Source organism: Rhizobium sp. SEMIA4064, assembly GCF_003025035.1.
In the GTDB taxonomy this organism is placed as follows: domain Bacteria; phylum Pseudomonadota; class Alphaproteobacteria; order Rhizobiales; family Rhizobiaceae; genus Rhizobium; species Rhizobium paranaense.
Genome location: NZ_PYJN01000016.1, coordinates 133634 through 151924, shown reverse-complemented (window position 1 = coordinate 151924; position 18291 = coordinate 133634). Strand labels below are relative to the sequence as shown.

15 protein-coding genes and 1 pseudogene are annotated in these 18291 nt (G+C 58.0%); 7 read left to right on the top strand and 9 right to left on the bottom strand.

Annotated elements, in window-relative coordinates; translation table 11 throughout:
- The first annotated feature begins 23 nt into the window (after positions 1-23).
- Positions 24-632: a pyridoxamine 5'-phosphate oxidase family protein gene (locus C9E91_RS10700; protein WP_107108267.1), complete on the top strand. Its 609-nt coding sequence runs from the start codon at positions 24-26 to the stop codon at positions 630-632.
- Positions 633-697: 65 nt separating this feature from the next.
- Here C9E91_RS10700 and C9E91_RS10695 read toward each other — a convergent pair whose 3' ends face one another.
- The 3 genes from C9E91_RS10695 to fumC all read right to left on the bottom strand — a co-directional run bounded on the left by C9E91_RS10695 (position 698) and on the right by fumC (position 5316).
- Positions 698-1762 (bottom strand): GGDEF domain-containing protein, encoded by a 1065-nt coding sequence (locus tag C9E91_RS10695; RefSeq protein WP_107108266.1) that lies wholly within the window; start codon positions 1760-1762, stop codon positions 698-700.
- Positions 1763-1955: 193 nt separating this feature from the next.
- On the bottom strand, positions 1956-3563 hold the full coding sequence (locus tag C9E91_RS10690) for a fumarate hydratase (RefSeq protein WP_107108265.1): 1608 nt from the start codon (positions 3561-3563) through the stop codon (positions 1956-1958).
- A gap of 361 nt (positions 3564-3924) precedes the next feature.
- Positions 3925-5316, bottom strand: a complete 1392-nt coding sequence (gene fumC, locus C9E91_RS10685) for a class II fumarate hydratase (RefSeq protein WP_107108264.1) — start codon at positions 5314-5316, stop codon at positions 3925-3927.
- Between the two features lie 417 nt (positions 5317-5733).
- Here fumC and C9E91_RS10680 point away from each other — a divergent pair, with 417 nt between their 5' ends.
- Entirely contained in the window at positions 5734-7632 is a 1899-nt protein-coding gene (locus tag C9E91_RS10680; RefSeq protein ID WP_107108263.1) for a L,D-transpeptidase family protein, read from the top strand.
- A gap of 145 nt (positions 7633-7777) precedes the next feature.
- Here the strand turns inward: C9E91_RS10680 and C9E91_RS10675 are convergent, their stop codons facing one another.
- Together C9E91_RS10675 and C9E91_RS10670 are read right to left on the bottom strand one after the other, a co-directional pair.
- Positions 7778-8947: a retroviral-like aspartic protease family protein gene (locus tag C9E91_RS10675; protein ID WP_107108262.1), complete on the bottom strand. Its 1170-nt coding sequence runs from the start codon at positions 8945-8947 to the stop codon at positions 7778-7780.
- Positions 8948-9152: 205 nt separating this feature from the next.
- Positions 9153-9827 (bottom strand): HAD family hydrolase, encoded by a 675-nt coding sequence (locus tag C9E91_RS10670; protein WP_107108536.1) that lies wholly within the window; start codon positions 9825-9827, stop codon positions 9153-9155.
- Positions 9828-10022: 195 nt separating this feature from the next.
- On the opposite strand from C9E91_RS10670, the gene rpiA reads away from it, so the two are divergent.
- The 5 genes and pseudogenes from rpiA to C9E91_RS10645 all read left to right on the top strand — a co-directional run.
- Positions 10023-10724 carry a ribose-5-phosphate isomerase RpiA gene (gene rpiA, locus C9E91_RS10665; RefSeq protein ID WP_107108261.1) on the top strand — a complete coding sequence of 234 codons (702 nt, stop codon included), beginning with the start codon at positions 10023-10025 and terminating at the stop codon, positions 10722-10724.
- A gap of 13 nt (positions 10725-10737) precedes the next feature.
- Positions 10738-11331, top strand: coding sequence for a DUF2059 domain-containing protein (locus C9E91_RS10660; protein ID WP_107108260.1), 594 nt, complete (start codon positions 10738-10740; stop codon positions 11329-11331).
- Positions 11332-11501: 170 nt separating this feature from the next.
- Positions 11502-12887 (top strand): glutathione-disulfide reductase, encoded by a 1386-nt coding sequence (gene gor / locus C9E91_RS10655; protein WP_107108259.1) that lies wholly within the window; start codon positions 11502-11504, stop codon positions 12885-12887.
- Between the two features lie 149 nt (positions 12888-13036).
- The gene (locus C9E91_RS10650; RefSeq protein WP_107108258.1) at positions 13037-14410 is read left to right on the top strand and encodes a class II 3-deoxy-7-phosphoheptulonate synthase; all 1374 of its coding nucleotides are present in this window, start codon (positions 13037-13039) and stop codon (positions 14408-14410) included.
- Positions 14411-14560: 150 nt separating this feature from the next.
- Positions 14561-14983: pseudogene (locus tag C9E91_RS10645) on the top strand (GFA family protein); the annotation flags it as partial.
- Between the two features lie 23 nt (positions 14984-15006).
- Here C9E91_RS10645 and C9E91_RS10640 read toward each other — a convergent pair.
- The 4 genes from C9E91_RS10640 to C9E91_RS10625 all read right to left on the bottom strand — a co-directional run bounded on the left by C9E91_RS10640 (position 15007) and on the right by C9E91_RS10625 (position 18217).
- A complete protein-coding gene (locus C9E91_RS10640; RefSeq protein ID WP_107108256.1) occupies positions 15007-15330 on the bottom strand; it encodes a type II toxin-antitoxin system RelE/ParE family toxin in 324 nt (107 codons plus the stop codon).
- Complete coding sequence (locus C9E91_RS10635; protein ID WP_107108255.1) at positions 15327-15590, bottom strand: CopG family ribbon-helix-helix protein; 264 nt, start codon at positions 15588-15590, stop codon at positions 15327-15329. Before C9E91_RS10635 ends, C9E91_RS10640 begins: the two co-directional genes overlap by 4 nt.
- An 80-nt stretch (positions 15591-15670) precedes the next feature.
- The gene (locus tag C9E91_RS10630) at positions 15671-16207 is read right to left on the bottom strand and encodes a DUF1003 domain-containing protein (protein ID WP_107108254.1); all 537 of its coding nucleotides are present in this window, start codon (positions 16205-16207) and stop codon (positions 15671-15673) included.
- Between the two features lie 81 nt (positions 16208-16288).
- Positions 16289-18217 carry an LTA synthase family protein gene (locus tag C9E91_RS10625; protein WP_107108253.1) on the bottom strand — a complete coding sequence of 643 codons (1929 nt, stop codon included), beginning with the start codon at positions 18215-18217 and terminating at the stop codon, positions 16289-16291.
- Between the last annotated feature and the right edge of the window lie 74 nt (positions 18218-18291).

Below are 18291 nucleotides of genomic sequence, written 5' to 3'. Positions count from 1 at the left end.
GGATCAAAATGACGTGAGGTAACATGCGGATCATCACTTCCGTTGAAGAATTGAATGAGCTCTATGGCGGCACGAGCGAAGCATCGATCGCCAAGGTGACCACTGCGTTGACGCCACTTTATCGCCGGATGATCGAAGCATCGCCCTTCATGGCGCTGGCGACGGTAGGCACGGAAGGGTTGGATTGCTCACCGCGCGGTGACTTGGGCGGTGTCGTGCGCGTGCAGGATGACAAGACGCTTTTGCTTCCCGACTGGCGCGGCAACAATCGTGTCGATTCACTGGCCAATATCGTCAGGGATCCCCGCATAGCGCTGATGTTCCTGATTCCCAGCTCGAACACCACGATGCGCCTCAATGGCCGTGCGGTCGTCTCCATCGAGGAAAGCCTGCTGGCGAGCTTCGAGATGGAGGGCAAGCATCCGCGCAGCGTCGTGGTGATCACCATCGACGAGGTCTATTTCCAATGCGCGCGGGCCGTGATGCGTGCCGAACTCTGGAAGACGGAGACATTTATCGATCCGGCGAGCCTGCCGACGCCCGGCATGTTGCTGAAGGCGGCGAAGGGCGATTTCGATCAAGAGACCTATGACCGCGAATGGCCGGCGCGAGCCGCCAAAAGCATGTGGTAATAAAAATCCGCCGGCGCGCCAGGAAGAGCGGCGCCGGCGGATTGGCTCTAGTTCTGATTTCAGCTCTAGCTTTTGTAGATTAGCCAGCTTTTCGTGAAGTCTTTCTGCATACCGTCTTGGTAGATACTGCTACAGTTACGGCCGGCGTTCTTGGCGCTATAGAGCGCAATGTCGGTCTTGCTGTAGAGTTCGCCGGGATCTCCGGCTTCCGAGGCCATGCAGATGCCGAGCGAAAGAGTGATCGGCCCGTAGTTGACTCCGGTGCGGGAGTTCTTGAACGGCGTTGCCTCGAGTGCACGGCGGATACGTTCGCAGACCGCCATGACCTCTTCCCGCGTGCCTTCCAGGATCAGCGCGAATTCCTCGCCGCCGGTACGGGCGACGAAGGCGTCGCGGCGGACATTGGCACGGATGAGAGAGGCGACGGTCGCGAGGATCTTGTCGCCGACCGGATGACCGTAGGTGTCGTTGATCTTCTTGAAGTAATCGATATCGGCCAGCACTAGCGCAGTGACGGGGCGGGCCATCTGATTGTCGAAGATGGTGGCCAGGCGATCATCGAAGGCGCGGCGATTGGAGAGTCGCGTCAGAGAGTCGGTATTGGCGATACGCTTGTATTCGTCCAACTCCTTGCGCACCTGGTCCATTTCGTGGCTGCGCTGGGCGACATTCTCGACGGTCTTTTCGCCGTGCGCCATGGTGTCGCCGGTCGCTTCCGCCAGCATGTCGATGGCGCTGCGTAGCAGGTCGACGCTGTTGTTGTTCTTGGACGTGATACGTTCGCACGTTTCGCCCAGCAGCCGATTGTAGCTTTCGAGTGAAGTCTGTTCTTGCCGCAGCGTGCGCAGTACAGCATCGAGCTCCGTGATCAGGCGGGTGTGAGCGTCGTCGAAAATCCGGCCGGCATGGTGGGCGAAGTGCTGGGCGCCGAGTGCGTCCAATTCTTCCTGCGTGGCGTTGCTGCCAAGCGCGGCAAGCTCGCGGGTCAAGGCAGGATTGGAACCAATATAGGCTTCATAGAAAAGTTCGTAATTGCGCGGGATCGGCGCGACCCCCATGGATCGCATGGCATAGGTAATCTGTCCTGCCACGTCGGGAACTTGCGCCTTGGGCGCAACCACCGTACTCATCGGCGAACTCCATTAAATGATTTCATGAAAGCACTGTTTTTACTTAGCCTAAGATTCTTTGAAAAAGATTAAGGCAATGAATATAAAATCTTACATGAAATCGGACAGAGAAATAACTTTACTGTGAAGAAGAAATGCTTGCAAAAAGAAGGCGCCAAGATGGCGCCTTCTTTTATGTGATTAGTGATAAAGGTCAGCCGAGATTGAGTTCTTGGAAGAAATCGTTGCCCTTGTTATCGATAACTATAAAGGCCGGGAAGTCTTCAACTTCGATTTTCCAGACTGCTTCCATGCCGAGCTCGGGATATTCCAACACCTCGACCTTTTTGATGCAGTCCTGAGCGAGACGGGCGGCCGGGCCACCGATCGAGCCGAGATAGAAACCGCCATGTGCCTTGCAGGCCTCGCGCACGGCGCGCGAGCGGTTACCCTTGGCGAGCATTACCATGGAGCCGCCGAAGGACTGGAACTGGTCCACGTAGCTGTCCATACGCCCGGCCGTCGTCGGGCCGAAGGAACCGGAGGCGTAGCCGGCGGGCGTCTTGGCAGGGCCAGCGTAGTAAACCGGGTGATTCTTCAGATAGTCCGGCATGCCCTGACCCTTTTCCAGGCGCTCGCGGATCTTTGCGTGCGCAAGGTCGCGGGCGACGATGATCGTGCCGGTCAGCGAGAGGCGGGTCTTGACCGGATGCTGCGACAGTTCCGCCAGGATCTCGGCCATCGGCTTGTTGAGGTCGATGCGGACCATCGATTCGGAAAGCTTGGCCTCGTCGATTTCGGGCATGTATTTCGACGGATCGGTTTCGAGCTGCTCGATGAAGATACCGTCGCGCGTGATCTTGCCCTTGGCCTGACGATCGGCGGAACAGGAGACGCCAAGGCCGATCGGCAGAGAAGCGCCATGACGGGGCAGGCGGATGACGCGGACGTCGTGGCAGAAATATTTGCCGCCGAACTGCGCACCGACGCCGAGGCTCTGCGTCAGCTTATGGATTTCCTTTTCCATTTCGATATCCCGGAAGGCGTGCCCGCTTTCGGAGCCTTCCGCGGGAAGACAGTCGAGATAGCGCGTCGAGGCAAGCTTGACCGTTTTGAGGTTCATCTCCGCCGACGTGCCGCCGATGACGATCGCCAGATGGTAGGGGGGACAGGCAGCCGTGCCGAGCGTCAGGATCTTTTCCTTGAGGAAATCCAGCATGCGATCGTGGGTGAGCAGCGACGGCGTGCCCTGATAGAGGAAGGTTTTGTTGGCCGAGCCGCCGCCCTTGGCGACGAAGAGGAATTCGTAGGCGTCGGTGCCTTCTTCGTAGATGTCGATCTGGGCGGGGAGATTGTTCTTGGTGTTCTTTTCCTCGAACATCTTGATGGGCGCGAGCTGCGAATAGCGCAGGTTCTTCTTCTCGTAGGCGTCGAGCACGCCCTTTGCCAGAGCCGCGCTGTCGCCGCCTTCGGTCCAGACGCGACGGCCTTTCTTGCCCATGATGATCGCGGTGCCGGTGTCCTGGCACATGGGCAGCACACCGCCGGCGGCGATATTGGCGTTTTTCAGCAGATCATAGGCAACGAAGCGGTCGTTATCGGTGGCTTCGGGGTCTTCTAGGATCGAGGCCAACTGCTTCAGGTGACCGGGGCGCAGCAGGTGATTGATATCCGCGAAAGCCGTCTCGGCGAGCAGGCGGATGCCTTCCGGGTCCACAGTCAGGATTTCCTGGCCCTTGAACGTGTCTACGGAGACGTAGTCGCCGGAAATCTTGCGATAGGGAGTGGCGTCGTCGCCGAGGGGAAAGAGATCGTCAGCCATGCGGGGGACCTTTCAATGCCTTGATGTGGCGGAGGAGACGTTTGCGAACGGTCTAAATCCGGCAAGGGTCAAATGCAATTGGTTGGATGCTATCTCGAAATTTCAAAAGGGAGGTTGTCATAGGGCATACGCGGGTCGGGTGGATTTTCCGGTGGGGAAATCTTGTGCCGGCCCCCTCACCCTAGCCCTCTGCCCGCATGCGGGCAGAGGGGACGGCCGTGCAAGACAATGGCGTTGGGAAATTCATAGTTTAACGAGGTAAACTCCCTCGCCCCGCATGAGCGGGATAGGGTTGGGGTGAGGGGGCCGGCAGACCATTGCGTCAGCCGGAAACCTGCCTGACGATCAATAAACGGGGAATTCACTTCGGCCCAATCATCGTTTCCGGACGAACAATTGCATCATAATCTTCTGCCGAGACCAGACCGCTCGCCAAAGCCTCCTCCTTCAACGTCGTACCATTCTTATGGGCCGTCTTGGCAATCTTGGCGGCATTGTCGTAGCCGATTTTCGGAGCGAGCGCTGTCACCAGCATCAGTGAACGCTCCAGGCCGGCCTTGATATTGTCCTCGCGCGCCTCGATGCCGACGACGCAATTGTCGGTGAAGGAAACGGCGGCGTCGCCGAGCAGTTGGACCGACTGCAGGAAGTTATAGGCCATCATCGGATTGTAGACGTTCAGCTCGAAATGACCCTGGCTGTCGGCAAAGGTCAGCGCGGTATTGTTGCCGAAGATGTGAATGCAGACCTGCGTTAGCGCCTCGCACTGCGTTGGATTGACTTTGCCCGGCATGATCGACGAGCCAGGCTCGTTTTCCGGCAAAGCCAGCTCGCCAAGGCCGGAGCGGGGGCCGGAGCCGAGCAGGCGGATATCGTTGGCGATCTTGAAGAGAGCGGCGGCAGCGGCATTGATGGCGCCATGGCTGAAGACCATCGAATCATGGGCGGCTAAGGCCTCGAACTTGTTCGGCGCGGTGACAAAGGGCAGGCCGGTGATCTCGGCGATCTCGTTCGCCACCTTTTCCGCAAAGCCGATCGGCGCGTTGAGGCCCGTTCCGACGGCCGTGCCGCCCTGTGCGAGTTCGCAAAGGCCCGGCAGTGTCAGTTCGATCCGCTTGATCGAAGACGCAACCTGGGCGGCATAGCCGGAAAACTCCTGGCCAAGCGTCAGTGGCGTGGCGTCCTGCGTGTGGGTGCGGCCGATCTTGATGATGTGGGCGAAGTCCGAAACCTTCTTTTCCAAGGCGGCATGCAGATGCCGCAGAGCCGGCAGCAGATGATGGACGATCTGCTCGGCGCAGGCGATATGCATCGCTGTCGGGTAGGTGTCGTTCGACGACTGGCTCATATTGACGTGATCGTTCGGATGCACCGGCTTCTTCGAGCCCATGACGCCGCCCAGCATTTCAATCGCGCGGTTCGAGATCACCTCATTGGCATTCATGTTCGACTGCGTGCCGGAGCCTGTTTGCCAGACGACCAGCGGGAAATGCTCGTTGAGCTTGCCGTCGATCACTTCCTGCGCCGCCTCGGCGATCACTTTACCGAGAGCGGGATCCAACTGGCTAAGCTCCACATTGGCGCGGGCGGCGGCCTGCTTCACAATACCGAGGGCACGTACGATCGACAGAGGCTGCTTCTCCCAGCCGATCTTGAAGTTGCCGAGCGAGCGCTGTGCCTGCGCGCCCCAATAGCGGTCGCTTGCCACTTCGATCGGGCCAAAAGTGTCGGTTTCGGTGCGGGTGGAGGTCATTGTCCCTGGTCCTGCTTTTCCGTTGAAAAGGATAGCTGTCATATAGGTCCGAACAATGCGCAAGGAAACAGCGGAAGGAGATTTTATGAGTGTTTCTATCATGTTTTTGACACGATAAGGAAGGCCGTGTTCTTTTTAACACGCTCGATAGATATTCTTCAGAGCGTCTTTATTGCCACTCAAAAACCGCGCGAAAATTCAATAAAAAATTAACTAATAATTTCATAATTTTGTGTGAACTAAACCGCGAAGTTCGCTTTCGCTTTTTCACACAAAGTTGAGGCATTGAACGAAAGACGGGGTCTGGCCGTTTTAATTCTAATGGTTAAACGGTGTTTGGAACATCGCGGCCGAGTTGATTGGAAAACAGCACCATCTGTCTCGAAACTACCGCTTGATACAGGGACTGATTAGAGAATGAAACTTGTCACCAAAGCCGCAGCATCCGTTCTGGCTCTTTCCTGCTGCATCGCCGCCGGCGCGACGTCCGCAAATGCAATGTCTCTCATGGACTTCATTCGCGGCGGGCAGGGACGCCAGCAGAGCACGCAAATCTCCGCCCCGGTCACGGCCAATCAGGCACCGACTGGTCTTGGCGCCGATGCGCCAGTACAGGCAAAAGAGCCGCTGCCCAGCGTCAGTGCGCCTAAATATTATACCTACAAACCCGATCCCATGCGCCTCGTGGCATCGAACCGCTTTGCCGATCCGGTGGTAACTGGCGCGGTCGCCGACGCATCCGCTACGCCGGTTGCGGTCGACACCAGCGCTTCGCAGCGTCGCTATCTGACCGAAGCTCGCGTGATGGCGACGAATGACGTCGCCAAGGCGCTCGAGGCTTACTATGCCGATCAGAGCAAGCCGCTCGTTTGGGTTGCCGACAACGCAGTCGGTGACAAGGCGAAGGCTGCCATGGCTGTTCTGGCCGATGCCGGCTCCGTTGGCCTTGATCCTGCCGACTATGCTGTCCAAGCGCCGAGCTTCGATCCGGCAAGCGTCGATCCGACGATGCGTGACCGCGCGTTGATGCAATTCGAACTTGCACTTTCCGGCAAGGTGCTGATGTTCGTTCAGGACACGATCCGCGGCCGTCTCGACCCGAACAAGATCTCCGGTTATCACGATTTCAAGCGCAAGGACGTCAATCTGACGCCGGTTCTCGGCCTGCTGCGTGCAAGCCCGGATGTCGCCGCCTATCTCAACAGCCGTAGCCCTTCGAACCAGGAGTTCGGGGAGCTGAAGGCTGAGCTTGCCAAGCTTCGCGCCGAAAGCGGCAATGACAGCACGCACATCTCCATCTCGTTGAGCGGCACCCTAAAGCCGGGCGGCAGTTCGCCGGAAATGGCCAACATCGTCAAGGCTATCCAGCATCGCGGCTCGGATGCGCTGAAGGTCAAGAACGCCGTGACGCTCGCTGCCTACAAGGGCACGCCGGACTATACGCCGGAGCTCGTCACGCTCGTCGAAGACTTCCAGAAGGAAAAGGGCCTGACGTCTGATGGCGTCATCGGCCAGTCTTCCGTTCGCGCCATGGTTGGCGAAAACAACGACTCGAAGATCCAGAAACTGGTCATCGCCATGGAGCAGTTGCGTTGGCTGCCGACTGAACTCGGCCCGCGCTACGTCTTCATCAACCAGCCGGCCTTCATGGTCTACTACCACAACAACAATCACGAACAACTGTCGATGCGCGTCGTCGTGGGCGGCAAGGAGCATCAGACCTTCTTCTTCGAAGATCAGGTCCAGACGGTCGAGTTCAACCCGTTCTGGGGCGTTCCGCAGTCGATCATCATCAACGAAATGCTGCCGAAGCTGCGCGCCGATCCGAACTATCTCGATCGCATGGGTTACCAGGTCGAAGTTGGTGGCCATGCCGTCGCGTCCACCAGCGTTGACTGGTATGGCTCGACGAAGAACGTCTCCGTCCGCCAGCCGCCGAGCAGCGACAATGCGCTGGGCGAGCTGAAGATCCTTTTCCCGAATTCGCATGCGATCTACATGCATGACACACCGCAGAAGAGCTTCTTCAAGAAGGATATGCGCGCGCTCAGCCACGGCTGCGTCCGTCTTGCAGATCCGCGTGCCATGGCTGCTGCCGTGCTGAACACGACGGTCGATGATATCGCAAAGCAGATCGCCACCGGCCAGAACAAAGCCGTGCCCGTGCCGCAGAAGTTCCCGATCTACATCGCCTACTTCACGGCTTGGCCGAACAAGGATGGCGTCGTGCAGTATTTCAACGACGTCTACGATCGCGATGCGGCAACGCAGAAGGCGCTCGACGCGACGACCAAGGCGCGCACCGCACAGATTTGATTGCGGATGAACTTTAAGAATACCGAGAGGCGGTCCATTGGACCGCCTTTTGTCATTTAAGTGCTTGGACCTGCAATCCTCGCGTGGATGCACGCGAAGAGGTTTCGTGTAAAGCCGAGGTAAATAAAAAAAAGGCTGGCTGGCGCTATTCCTTTGTTTCGATCCGCCATTCATGGGCGCCGAAGGTGACGTCAAAGCGCGAGAGGAACGAACGGCCGAGCAGACCGTCGATGGCACCGCCAAGTGCCATATCGTCGTTGAAGACGACGGTGGCGACGTCATTAGCCTCGACGCGTCCAATTTTCACCAGAGCCGCAGACGTTCGCGTGCCTTGCGATACGCCGTTGGCCGTCTGCAGCAAGATGTCGTTGGCGGAATCGACTTGCAGGTTGGCGCGGGACGCGAACGCCTTGGTGACGCTGACGAATCCGGCGCCGGTGTCGACTATGAAATTGCCACTGACGCCATTGATCGACACTTTGGCAACGATGACGTTCTTGCCCTGCGTTGGGAAACGATCGCTGCCTGTCGCATAGGTGGACGTACATTTTCCTTGTGCGGCATAGTTCTTGATGATGCCACGCACGACAGGGGTGTCGTTCCGATCAGGGTTGATCGAGATCCAGCTCTCCAGCGGAGTGATCGCCGCGCAATAGTCGCCGAGCGCACGGTAGCTGTCGGAAATGCCCTCATAGGTGAGGCTGTTCAGGTTTGCCACGTTCTCTGTGAGGCCGATAACTGAATAGTAGTCGCCGATGGCGTCGCGATATTTCTTTGCTCTTTGCCGGATTTGCGCTCGCAGGAAATGGTAATCCGGCACGCCCGGCGTCATCGTGATCAAGTCATTGGCGACCTTCAGCGCTTGGTCGAATTCGCTCAGATTAAGAAGAATGCTCGCCGCACTCTGAAGGGCAACATTGGAGGGGGTGCACTTATTGGAAAACGCCACAAGCACGATCGCAGCCTCGTGGCGATAACCCTGTGCCTGTAATTCCGTGCCGAATTGGTAGAGCGCGTTCCAATCACATGGCTCGCGACGCAGCATGTCAAGATAGGTGGACATCGGGTTACGACCGGCAACGACATTCGGCAGCGGATCGATATCGTACTGCTTATAGACGGCCAGCAACGCCGGATCCGGCTTCGCTGCTACCACCTTCTCGGCGTAACCAATAATGCGATCGCCATAGATGTAAGATGCAATGCCGGCGCAGAGCGCGATGCAAATTAGAACGGTGCGGAAGATGGGTGCGAAAGGCCCTTTGCGAGAGGGCAGTCTACCGGCATTGCGGTCTTCTGGGTCTGCTATGAGCAAGCGTGCGCTCCGCTGTCGAGATGCGTTGTACACTTCATCTTCGACGCACACCAAGCCGGATCATCTGTTGCAAAACCGGCCGATCGTTTCGTTTGAGCTGAGGCGTGAATGAGTTGTGGCGCAGGAGCGCGAATTACGCAAGACCCGCTACAACTCTAAGAAAAAAGACAGCGCTGGCGATTTTACGATCTGACGTTTCGCTGCTCTATGCAGCCAGCAGTCCGCGAACGAGGTCGGGTGTCAATTCGTCGTAATGCGTGATGACCCGGCTCGGTCCCAATGTTTCGACGCCGACATCGGAATAGCCGAAGGGCACGGCGATCGAAGGCACACCGGCATTGTGGGCGACCAATATGTCGTTGGCGCTGTCGCCGACCATGACTGTGCGGGAAAGTGTTCCGCCGGCGCGCTCGATGGTGCCGATCAGATGCTGTGCATCCGGCTTGCGGACGGTGAAGGTGTCGCCGCCGGTGATGACGTCGAAATAATGCGTCAGGTTCAGCCGCTCGATCAGCGTCACCGCCAGTTTTTCCAGCTTGTTCGTGCAGACCGCCAGACCAAAGCCTGCGGCCTTCAGCGCATCCATGGCGTTGACGATGCCGGGGAAAGGCTTGCTGTCGCCGGGCATGGTGTCGGTATAAAAAGCGATGAAGCGCTGCAGCAGCGGCGGCAGATCGCCGGATTCGAGCGGATGGCCGCGCAGGCGGCAGGCCCGTTCGATCATGGCTTGCGCGCCGTGCCCGACGAGATGCGTCAGGTTTTCGTAATTGACTGGAGCGAGATCGAGGCTGGCGATCGTATGGTTGAGGCTCGCGATGAGATCGGGCGCGGTGTCGATCAATGTGCCGTCGAGATCGAATACGACAAGGGGAGATTTCACGAGCAATCAGCCTTTGGGTAAGAAGAAGCAGGTCTTTTCGAGTTAAAAGATCAGGCTGGCAATTGCAACCAAAGCCTCTTTAAGCCCTGCCGAATATGGTCGCGGATTTCTATGAGGCGCCGTTATTTTGGCTTTCGTTTGCGGGGAGAGCCGTGTAAACAGCACTCCAACGTAACAATCGGGAGCAGGTGGCGCATGGACGCCCGCCAATTGAAGATCGAAGCTGCTAGAGCGGCTCTGGCCCATGTCGAAAGCGGCATGCGGCTCGGGATTGGCACGGGCAGCACGGCGGAAGAATTCGTTCGGTTGCTTGCCGAGAAGGTTGAGGCTGGCCTCGTGATCGAGGGCGTTCCGACCTCCGAGCGTACGGCAAAGCTCTGCGTCGAACTCGGCGTGCCGCTGAAGTCGCTCGATGAGCTTCCCGAGCTTGACCTTACCATCGACGGTGCCGATGAACTGGACGGCGCGCTGCGGCTGATCAAGGGCGGCGGCGGTGCTTTGCTGCGGGAAAAAATCGTCGCAGCTTCATCGGCCCGGATGATCGTCATTGCCGACCAGAGCAAGGTCGTCGAGACGCTTGGCGCGTTTCCGCTGCCGATCGAGGTCAATCCGTTCGGCCTCGTTTCCACGCGTATCAAGATCGAGAAGGCGGCATCCCGCCTTGGCCTCTCCGGGGCGCTCAGCCTGCGCCAGTCGGGCGATGGTAACTTCCTTACCGACGGTGGGCATTTCATTATCGACGCATCTTTTGGCCGCATTCCTGATGCAGAGGCGCTGTCGATTGAGCTGCATTCGATTCCCGGTGTTGTCGAACACGGGCTCTTCATCAACATGGCGACACTTGCGATCATTGCCGGTCCTGCCGGCGCACGCACGTTGCAGGCGAACAATACATAGGAGCACTGAACTCATGATCAAAATAGCGGGTCTTGGCCGTTTTGCCGCTGCGACCATCGTTCTTTCGGGAATCGCGCTCGGTTCCGCCAGCGCTCAGGAAGTCTCGGAAGAGCAGATCAAGGCCGCGCGGGCGGCAATCACCGCGCTCGGCATCACGAACCAGTTCGACAACATCCTGCCGAATCTCGCCGAGCAATTGAAGAGCACGATGATCCAGGCGAACCCGAACTTCGGTGACGCCATCAATTCGTCCGTCGATGCAACCGCACTTGCTCTGGCGCCGCGCCGCGCCGATCTCGAGCGGGAAGCTGCCGTGACCTATGCGAAGGCTTTTAGCACCGACGAACTGAAAGCGATTGCCGATTTCTACAACTCGCCGGCTGGCAAGAAGCTTCTCAAGGACGGCCCGATCGCAACGCGCGCGCTTTACAAGGCTGCCGATATCTGGGGGCAGGGCATCTCGCGGGATCTCGCCAACCAAAGCAGTGACGCTCTGCAGAAGGTTGTGAAGGCCCCGATCGCTCCCGTGCCGACGGACGCCACCGACAACGCTCAGCAGGCACCGGCGACGGCTCCAGCACAGAAGCCGGCAGCGAAGCAGAAGTAAGCTTGATCCTTTCCACGATCTCCACATTTTTCGGGATCGCGGACTAGACCTTCGAATTTCAAAGCCCGGATATCGTTCCGGGCTTTTCTTTTTGCCCTTCGAAATCCTATATCAGTGCCGATCCTTTGTCGGTGCGTTGCGTGCCGTTTCATTTCTGCAGGAGTATTCGAATGTCTTCCTTCGATTTCGATCTTTTCGTCATTGGCGGCGGTTCCGGCGGCGTGCGCGGCGCACGCGTTGCCGCGTCCCTCGGAAAGAAGGTCGGCATCGCCGAGGAATACCGCTATGGCGGCACCTGCGTTATCCGCGGCTGCGTTCCGAAGAAGCTCTTCGTCTACGCTTCGCAATATAGCGAGCATTTTGAGGACGCAGCCGGTTTCGGCTGGACGGTGGGCGAAAGCACATTCGACTGGAAGAAGCTGATCGAAGCGAAGGACAAGGAAATCGCCCGCCTGGAAGGGCTCTATCGCAAGGGGCTCGACAATGCCAAGGCCGAGATCTTCGATACGCGCGCCGAGCTGGTCGATGCCCATACGATCCGCCTGCTGAAGACTGGCAAAACCGTCACGGCCGAAACGATCGTCGTTGCCACCGGTGGTACGCCGAACCTGCATCTGGCGCTTCCCGGCCACGAGCTCTGCATCTCTTCCAATGAGGCGTTCCATCTGGAAGAGCTGCCGAAATCGATCCTGATTGCCGGCGGCGGCTATATCGCCGTGGAATTCGCCAACATCTTCCACGGGCTCGGTGTCGAGACGACATTGATCTATCGCGGCGCCGAGATCCTATCCCGCTTCGATCAGGACCTGCGCAAGGGCCTGCATGAGGCGATGGAGGCCAAGGGCATCCGTATCCTCTGCCACGACATCATCGAGCGGGTGACGAAGACGGAAGATGGCCTGAGCGTTCTGACGAAGAACGATAAGCGGCTGACGGTGGACACGGTGATGCTGGCGCTCGGCCGCACGCCGAACACCAAGAATATCGGGCTTGAGGCTGCCGGCGTCGCGGTCAACGAACTCGGTGCCATCATCGTCGATGAATATTCGCGGACATCGGTGCCGAACATCTACGCGCTTGGCGATGTCACAGATCGGGTACAACTGACCCCCGTGGCGATCCATGAGGCCATGTGCTTCATCGAAACCGTCTACAAGAACAATCCGACCCGCCCGGATCATGAACTGATCCCGACCGCCGTCTTCTCGCAGCCGGAGATCGGCACGGTCGGCCTGACCGAAGAGGACGCCGCGAAGCGGTTTCGGGACCTCGAAATTTATCGTGCCCAGTTCCGGCCGATGAAGGCAACATTGTCGGGCCGCAGCGAGAAGATAATCATGAAGCTGATCGTCAATGCCGCCGACCGCAAAGTGATCGGCGCGCATATTCTCGGCCATGACGCCGGCGAGATGGCGCAGTTGCTCGGCATTCCCGTGAAGGCCGGTTGCACCAAGGAAGATTTCGACCGCACCATGGCCGTTCACCCGACGGCGTCCGAAGAGTTGGTGACGATGTATACGCCGAGCTATCGCATCCGTAACGGCGAGCGCGTATAAAGAATTAGGCAGCAATTCCAACCGCGCACAAAAGACCATCTTGAATAGATGGTTCGCCTTTGCAAGCAGCCGGCAAAGGTTTATAAGCGCGCGTTATTTATGACGGCGAGACACTTGGCAAAGACCGAGTGCGAAAACAGGTGAGTGAGATGGCACAGAATTGGACACCGAATAGTTGGCGGCAAAAACCGATCCAGCAGGTGCCGGAATATCCGGATCAGGCAGCGCTGGCGGCTACCGAAGCGCAGCTTGCAAGCTATCCTCCGCTCGTTTTTGCCGGTGAAGCTCGTCGTTTAAAGGCGCATCTTGCCAATGTCGCCGAAGGCAACGGTTTTCTGCTTCAGGGTGGCGACTGTGCCGAAAGCTTCGCCGAGCATGGTGCCGACACCATCCGCGACTTCTTCCGCGCCTTCCTGCAGATGGCCGTCGTCCTGACCTTTGGTGCGCAACTGCCCGTCGTGAAGGTCGGCCGTATTGCCGGTCAGTTCGCCAAGCCGCGGTCTTCGAACATCGAAACGCAGAATGGCGTGTCGCTGCCGAGCTATCGCGGCGACATCATCAACGGCATCGAGTTCACCGAAGAAGCACGCATTCCCAATCCGGACCGTCAGATGATGGCTTACCGCCAGTCTGCCGCGACGCTGAACCTGCTGCGCGCCTTCGCCATGGGCGGCTACGCCAATCTCGAAAACGTGCAGAAGTGGATGCTCGGCTTCGTCAAGGACAGCCCGCAGGGCGAGCGCTACCGCAAGCTTGCCGATCGCATCGGCGAGACCATGGATTTCATGCGCGCGATTGGCATCACTGCCGAGAGCAATGCGAGTCTGCGCGAGACCGATTTCTTCACCAGCCACGAGGCGCTGCTGCTCGGCTATGAAGAAGCCTTCACCCGCGTCGATTCCACCACCGGCGACTGGTATGCCACCTCCGGGCACATGCTCTGGATCGGCGACCGCACGCGTCAGGCCGATCACGCCCATGTCGAATATTTCCGCGGCATCAAGAACCCGATCGGTCTGAAGTGCGGTCCTTCGCTGCAGGCGGACGATCTCATCAACCTGATCGATATTCTGAACCCGGAGAATGAAGCAGGTCGCCTGACGCTGATCTGCCGCTTCGGCCATGACAAGGTCGCCGACAATCTGCCGCGTCTCATTCGCGCTGTCGAGCGCGAAGGCCGCAAGGTCGTCTGGTCCTGCGATCCGATGCATGGCAACACGATCACGCTCAACAACTACAAGACCCGGCCGTTCGAGCGGATTTTGTCGGAAGTCGAAAGCTTCTTCCAGATTCACCGCGCCGAGGGCACGCATCCTGGCGGCATCCACATCGAGATGACCGGCAAGGATGTGACCGAATGCACAGGCGGCGCTCGCGCCGTCGGTGCAGAGGATCTGCAGGATCGCTACCATACCCATTGCGATCCGCGCTTGAATGCCGACCAGGCGCTGGAGCTTGCTTTCCTGCTCGCCGAACGCATGAAGGGCGGCCGGGACGAGAAGCGTATGCGCGCGCACGGCTGATCGAAAGCTGTCATCATCATTTGCAAACGGGCCGGCTCATACCGGCCCGTTTTTTGTGCAAATCAATCCTGCTGAAGCGTCCTTCACTTCTTTGCATTTGACGCGACGGACATCGTCGTCGAAGTTGTCGCGAAAAGAGAGGGGATCAGCATGAATGACGATCACACCGGCGCTTGCCTCTGCGGCAGCGTGCGTTTCAAAACACGTGGCCCATTGCGGGAGGTGGTCGCCTGTCACTGCTCGCAGTGCCGCAAGCAGACGGGGCTCTACTACGCCGCGACCAATGTTCCCCTCGACAACATCACGATCGAAGGCGAAGACGCGATCACCTGGTATCGCGCCAGCTCCTTTGCCCGTCGGGGCTTCTGCCGAACCTGCGGTTCGGCACTTTTCTGGGTCGCCGACGACGCCGGGGAAATCTCGATCATGGCTGGCCTCTTCGATAATCCAAGTGACCTAAAGCTGGCCTACCATATCTATTGTGCCGACAAGGGCGATTTTTACGAGATCGGCGATGGATTGCCGCAATACAAGCAAGGGCGGCCGGGATTGCTGACGGCAGGGCCTTCGGACCGACCAGAGGGTGAGCAGTCAATTTATTCGGAACCCTCGAAATCGAAATCATCATCGATCGCGAGACCCGGAGGTCTTTGATGGCCATGGCGAATAGCTCTGATCTCTATCAGATCACCAGCGACTTCGTAGTCGACCAGATAATCTCCCATAGTGAATCTCAGAACGCCGGGGATCGGTAATTCGTCGCTCTGAAAGCCCATTAACGGGAAAAGAAGCAGGTTGGTTTTGAGCCGATTCAGGTCGTCGAGAAAACGGAGAGCTGCAGCCGGACTTCTATCCTTCAGATATTGCGCCTCCGACCTGATGTATGCTCTGGCGCCAGCCGAAAGGCGAACTCGTTTCAAGCGGCCGCCCCTTTGACGACCTTCGCCACTTCACTGATGACATCGTCGAGATCGTATGCTTCGCCATTCGCCATCTCCCGGCGAGCCTTGGCGATCTCCAATACTTCACGACCTTCGGATGCGAGATATGATTTAAGCGCGCGGACAAAAACCCAACTGCGCGTCCGCTCGCAAACCTCAGCGATCTCCTCAATCTCTGCAAGAATGTCAGCGGGAACCCGCAAGGTGATGGGGTCGGAAAGCTCTCTTTGATTTTTCATCTATTTCACCTCCGTTTGTATTACAAAATAGAAGAAGATCGCTGAAAGTCAATTTCCGATCCTGAGTATGGCCTTTGACATCAAATCCCGTTCTTCTGTGCGACGAGCCTGTTCAGTTTCGCTATTTCCTCTCGCACCGCCGACAGCTCTGTCAGGACATGCAAGTCGATCTTCTGATGCAGGGACAGCACTTCCAATTCCGCCTTGAGATTGACTTCGTAATCCTTCGCAGCTTCGAAGCGGTCGCGTTCGGCCTGGCGGTTCTGCGACATCATGATGATCGGGGCCTGGATGGCGGCGAGCATGGAGAGGACGAGGTTGAGGAAGATGAAGGGGTAGGGGTCGAAGGCGCGGGTCATGAGCACGATGGTGTTGACGACGCACCAGACGACGAGGAAGGCGAGGAACGCCAGAATGAAGGACCAGGAGCCGCCCACGCGTGCAATACCGTCTGCGAGGCGTTCGCCGGTGGATGCCTCGGCTGAAAAGGCGGCGTTGATATCGGTGGAAACGATTTTCCGCTCATGCGCCTTTTTCAATACGCGTTTTTCGATCTCGCCGAGCTCCTCGGCCGTCTTGTCGAAATGCTGATGAACGAAATTGGGTAGATTATACATGGGAACACTCCGAAGACTTGGTCAATTTGGCCGCAAGTATTCGACTGCCCGCAGGAAATGCAATGCAAAAAGGGTCGCAGTCTAGCTGCTTTGGTCTGCCAGCAAGACATGCGACGGGAAGAACCGGTCGAGCCCATATTCGTGTCCGAACATCGCGTCATGCTGTAGATAGCGATACTCGCGCATCAGCGGATCGAGATTTTGCTCCTTGCGAGCCCAATCCGGAAAAGCCTGATTGTCGCGCGTCGCCAATTGGTAACGGTCGACGATGGTGTATTTCTTCTGCAGGCGGCCGAGAAAGCCGGTGTAGAACGGGTGCTCGTAGCCGGCGGTCTTGAGGATGTGATAGGGCAGTTGCGACGGGCTGATCGTCCCGACATCCTTGCGCACGCCCTTTTTGCTCGACCAGATGACCAGTGGCGTTTCGTGCTCACGCTTCATGATGTCGAGTGGCGCTTTTCGGGTCGCCACCTGCTCGGGCATGTAATTCGTATCCGGATAGACCGTGCCAAGCGGCGGCAGGTGATCGCCCCAGAGGACGATGATGGTCTCACGGTCGCGCTTAGACGCCCAATCCATCAGCATTTTCAAGCTCTGGTCGGCTTCCCGCACGCCTTGCGTATAGGTCGCAAGCGTGTCTCGATCGGCGTCGCTCAGATCGCCTTTGATATCGACCGTGTTTTCCGCATAGCGATGCGGTTCGTACGGGCCGTGGCCCTGTAGTGTGACGGCGAAGAAGAAGAACGGCCGCTCCATGGCATCGCCCTCGCGCATGATCTCCTTCATCAGCGAGTCGTCGGAGGCGAAAAGGCCGCGCTTCTCCATGGGTGGCATGGTCTCCTCGGTGCGGAACTCCTCGAAACCGAAAGCCTTGTAGACTTCGTTGCGGTTCCAGAACCAGCCGCTGAATGGATGGATGGAACGCGCGGCATAGCCTTCGCCGCGAAAGAAGGTGGCCAGCGACGGCATCGGCCGGCGGACATATTGCTGATAGGGGATGCTGCCATAGGGCAGGAAAGCGTTGGAGAAGCCGGTCAGAGCTTCGAACTCGACATTGGCGGTCATGCCGCCGAATTCGGGGGAGAAGACATAGCCCGACTGCGCCACGCGGATGTTCGGCATGGGGTCGGGCGTAAAGGTCAGACCGGAAAGCCTGGTCGGGTCCCAGAAAGACTCGCTCATCAGCATGATGATGTCAGGTTTTTCGCGTGGGCCGGAAAGATAGCCATAGTTGCGGGCAGGTATGGCATCGATCACATTTTGCCCATAGCCCGCAGGCGCTTTGACGTCGGCCATCGGCAGGTTCAGCGAGAAGGCGATGATGAAGCCGTTGTAACCGTAGTTTTCCTTCTGATCCCAGACGATGGGGATGATGCGCAGCTTTTCCCTGATGAAGGAATTTTGCGTCGGATCCATCTGCGAGACGAAGACGGCCATGAATGGCAGGCAGACGGACAGCCGCGCGATCCTTGCATTGCGCGAAAGCGCTGTCGCATGTCGCCAAGTATAGCGCCAGAGAAGGGCGAGTCCGACGATCGAGGCGATAATCCCGAGAGCGACGGCAACCGCCGTCCACGGCCGCTCGCGCACGATCACCGGCATGAGTTCCAGGATCTGATGCGCAAAAAGGAAGTCCGAAGGATAGAGCGGATCGGAAAGATAATGCTGCTTCTGATTGGAGATAAAGGCCGGAACCAGGACGAGGGGCACAACCAACAAGATCGATTGGTGCGCCCGGCCGAACATGGCGTCAAGCACCAGCATCAGCAACATGACGATGCCGACCGTGGTGAAGCCGGGATGGATCGGCGACATGAAATAGTCGGGGAGATCCGTCAGCTCACCGCGCGCGACCCATTCGACCACGACGATGGTGGAAAGTGCGAGCAGGAAGGTCAGAATAAGGCTGAGAAGCTGACGTAAAGCCGTCTGTTGTCGGCTCGCGGCACCAAGCTTTTGTAGAGGGGCAAATCTGCCTGCCAACGCAGAACTGGGGACCAGCGCGACCAAAGGTCTCTCCAATTTAATAAAACCTTTATATAATTGTCACCTCTCTGTCATGAACGGCAGGTGAACCGCAAGGC

Excerpts from the sequence above, each read along its gene's own strand:
- gor (WP_107108259.1), top strand. The coding sequence starts at position 11,502 with ATGTCTTCCTTCGATTTCGATCTTTTCGTCATTGGCGGCGGTTCCGGC.
- C9E91_RS10650 (WP_107108258.1), top strand. The coding sequence starts at position 13,037 with ATGGCACAGAATTGGACACCGAATAGTTGGCGGCAAAAACCGATCCAG.
- C9E91_RS10695 (WP_107108266.1), bottom strand. The coding sequence starts at position 1,762 with ATGAGTACGGTGGTTGCGCCCAAGGCGCAAGTTCCCGACGTGGCAGGA.
- C9E91_RS10680 (WP_107108263.1), top strand. The coding sequence starts at position 5,734 with ATGAAACTTGTCACCAAAGCCGCAGCATCCGTTCTGGCTCTTTCCTGC.
- C9E91_RS10690 (WP_107108265.1), bottom strand. The coding sequence starts at position 3,563 with ATGGCTGACGATCTCTTTCCCCTCGGCGACGACGCCACTCCCTATCGC.
- fumC (WP_107108264.1), bottom strand. The coding sequence starts at position 5,316 with ATGACCTCCACCCGCACCGAAACCGACACTTTTGGCCCGATCGAAGTG.
- C9E91_RS10635 (WP_107108255.1), bottom strand. The coding sequence starts at position 15,590 with ATGAAAAATCAAAGAGAGCTTTCCGACCCCATCACCTTGCGGGTTCCC.
- C9E91_RS10660 (WP_107108260.1), top strand. The coding sequence starts at position 10,738 with ATGATCAAAATAGCGGGTCTTGGCCGTTTTGCCGCTGCGACCATCGTT.
- C9E91_RS10630 (WP_107108254.1), bottom strand. The coding sequence starts at position 16,207 with ATGTATAATCTACCCAATTTCGTTCATCAGCATTTCGACAAGACGGCC.
- C9E91_RS10700 (WP_107108267.1), top strand. The coding sequence starts at position 24 with ATGCGGATCATCACTTCCGTTGAAGAATTGAATGAGCTCTATGGCGGC.
- rpiA (WP_107108261.1), top strand. The coding sequence starts at position 10,023 with ATGGACGCCCGCCAATTGAAGATCGAAGCTGCTAGAGCGGCTCTGGCC.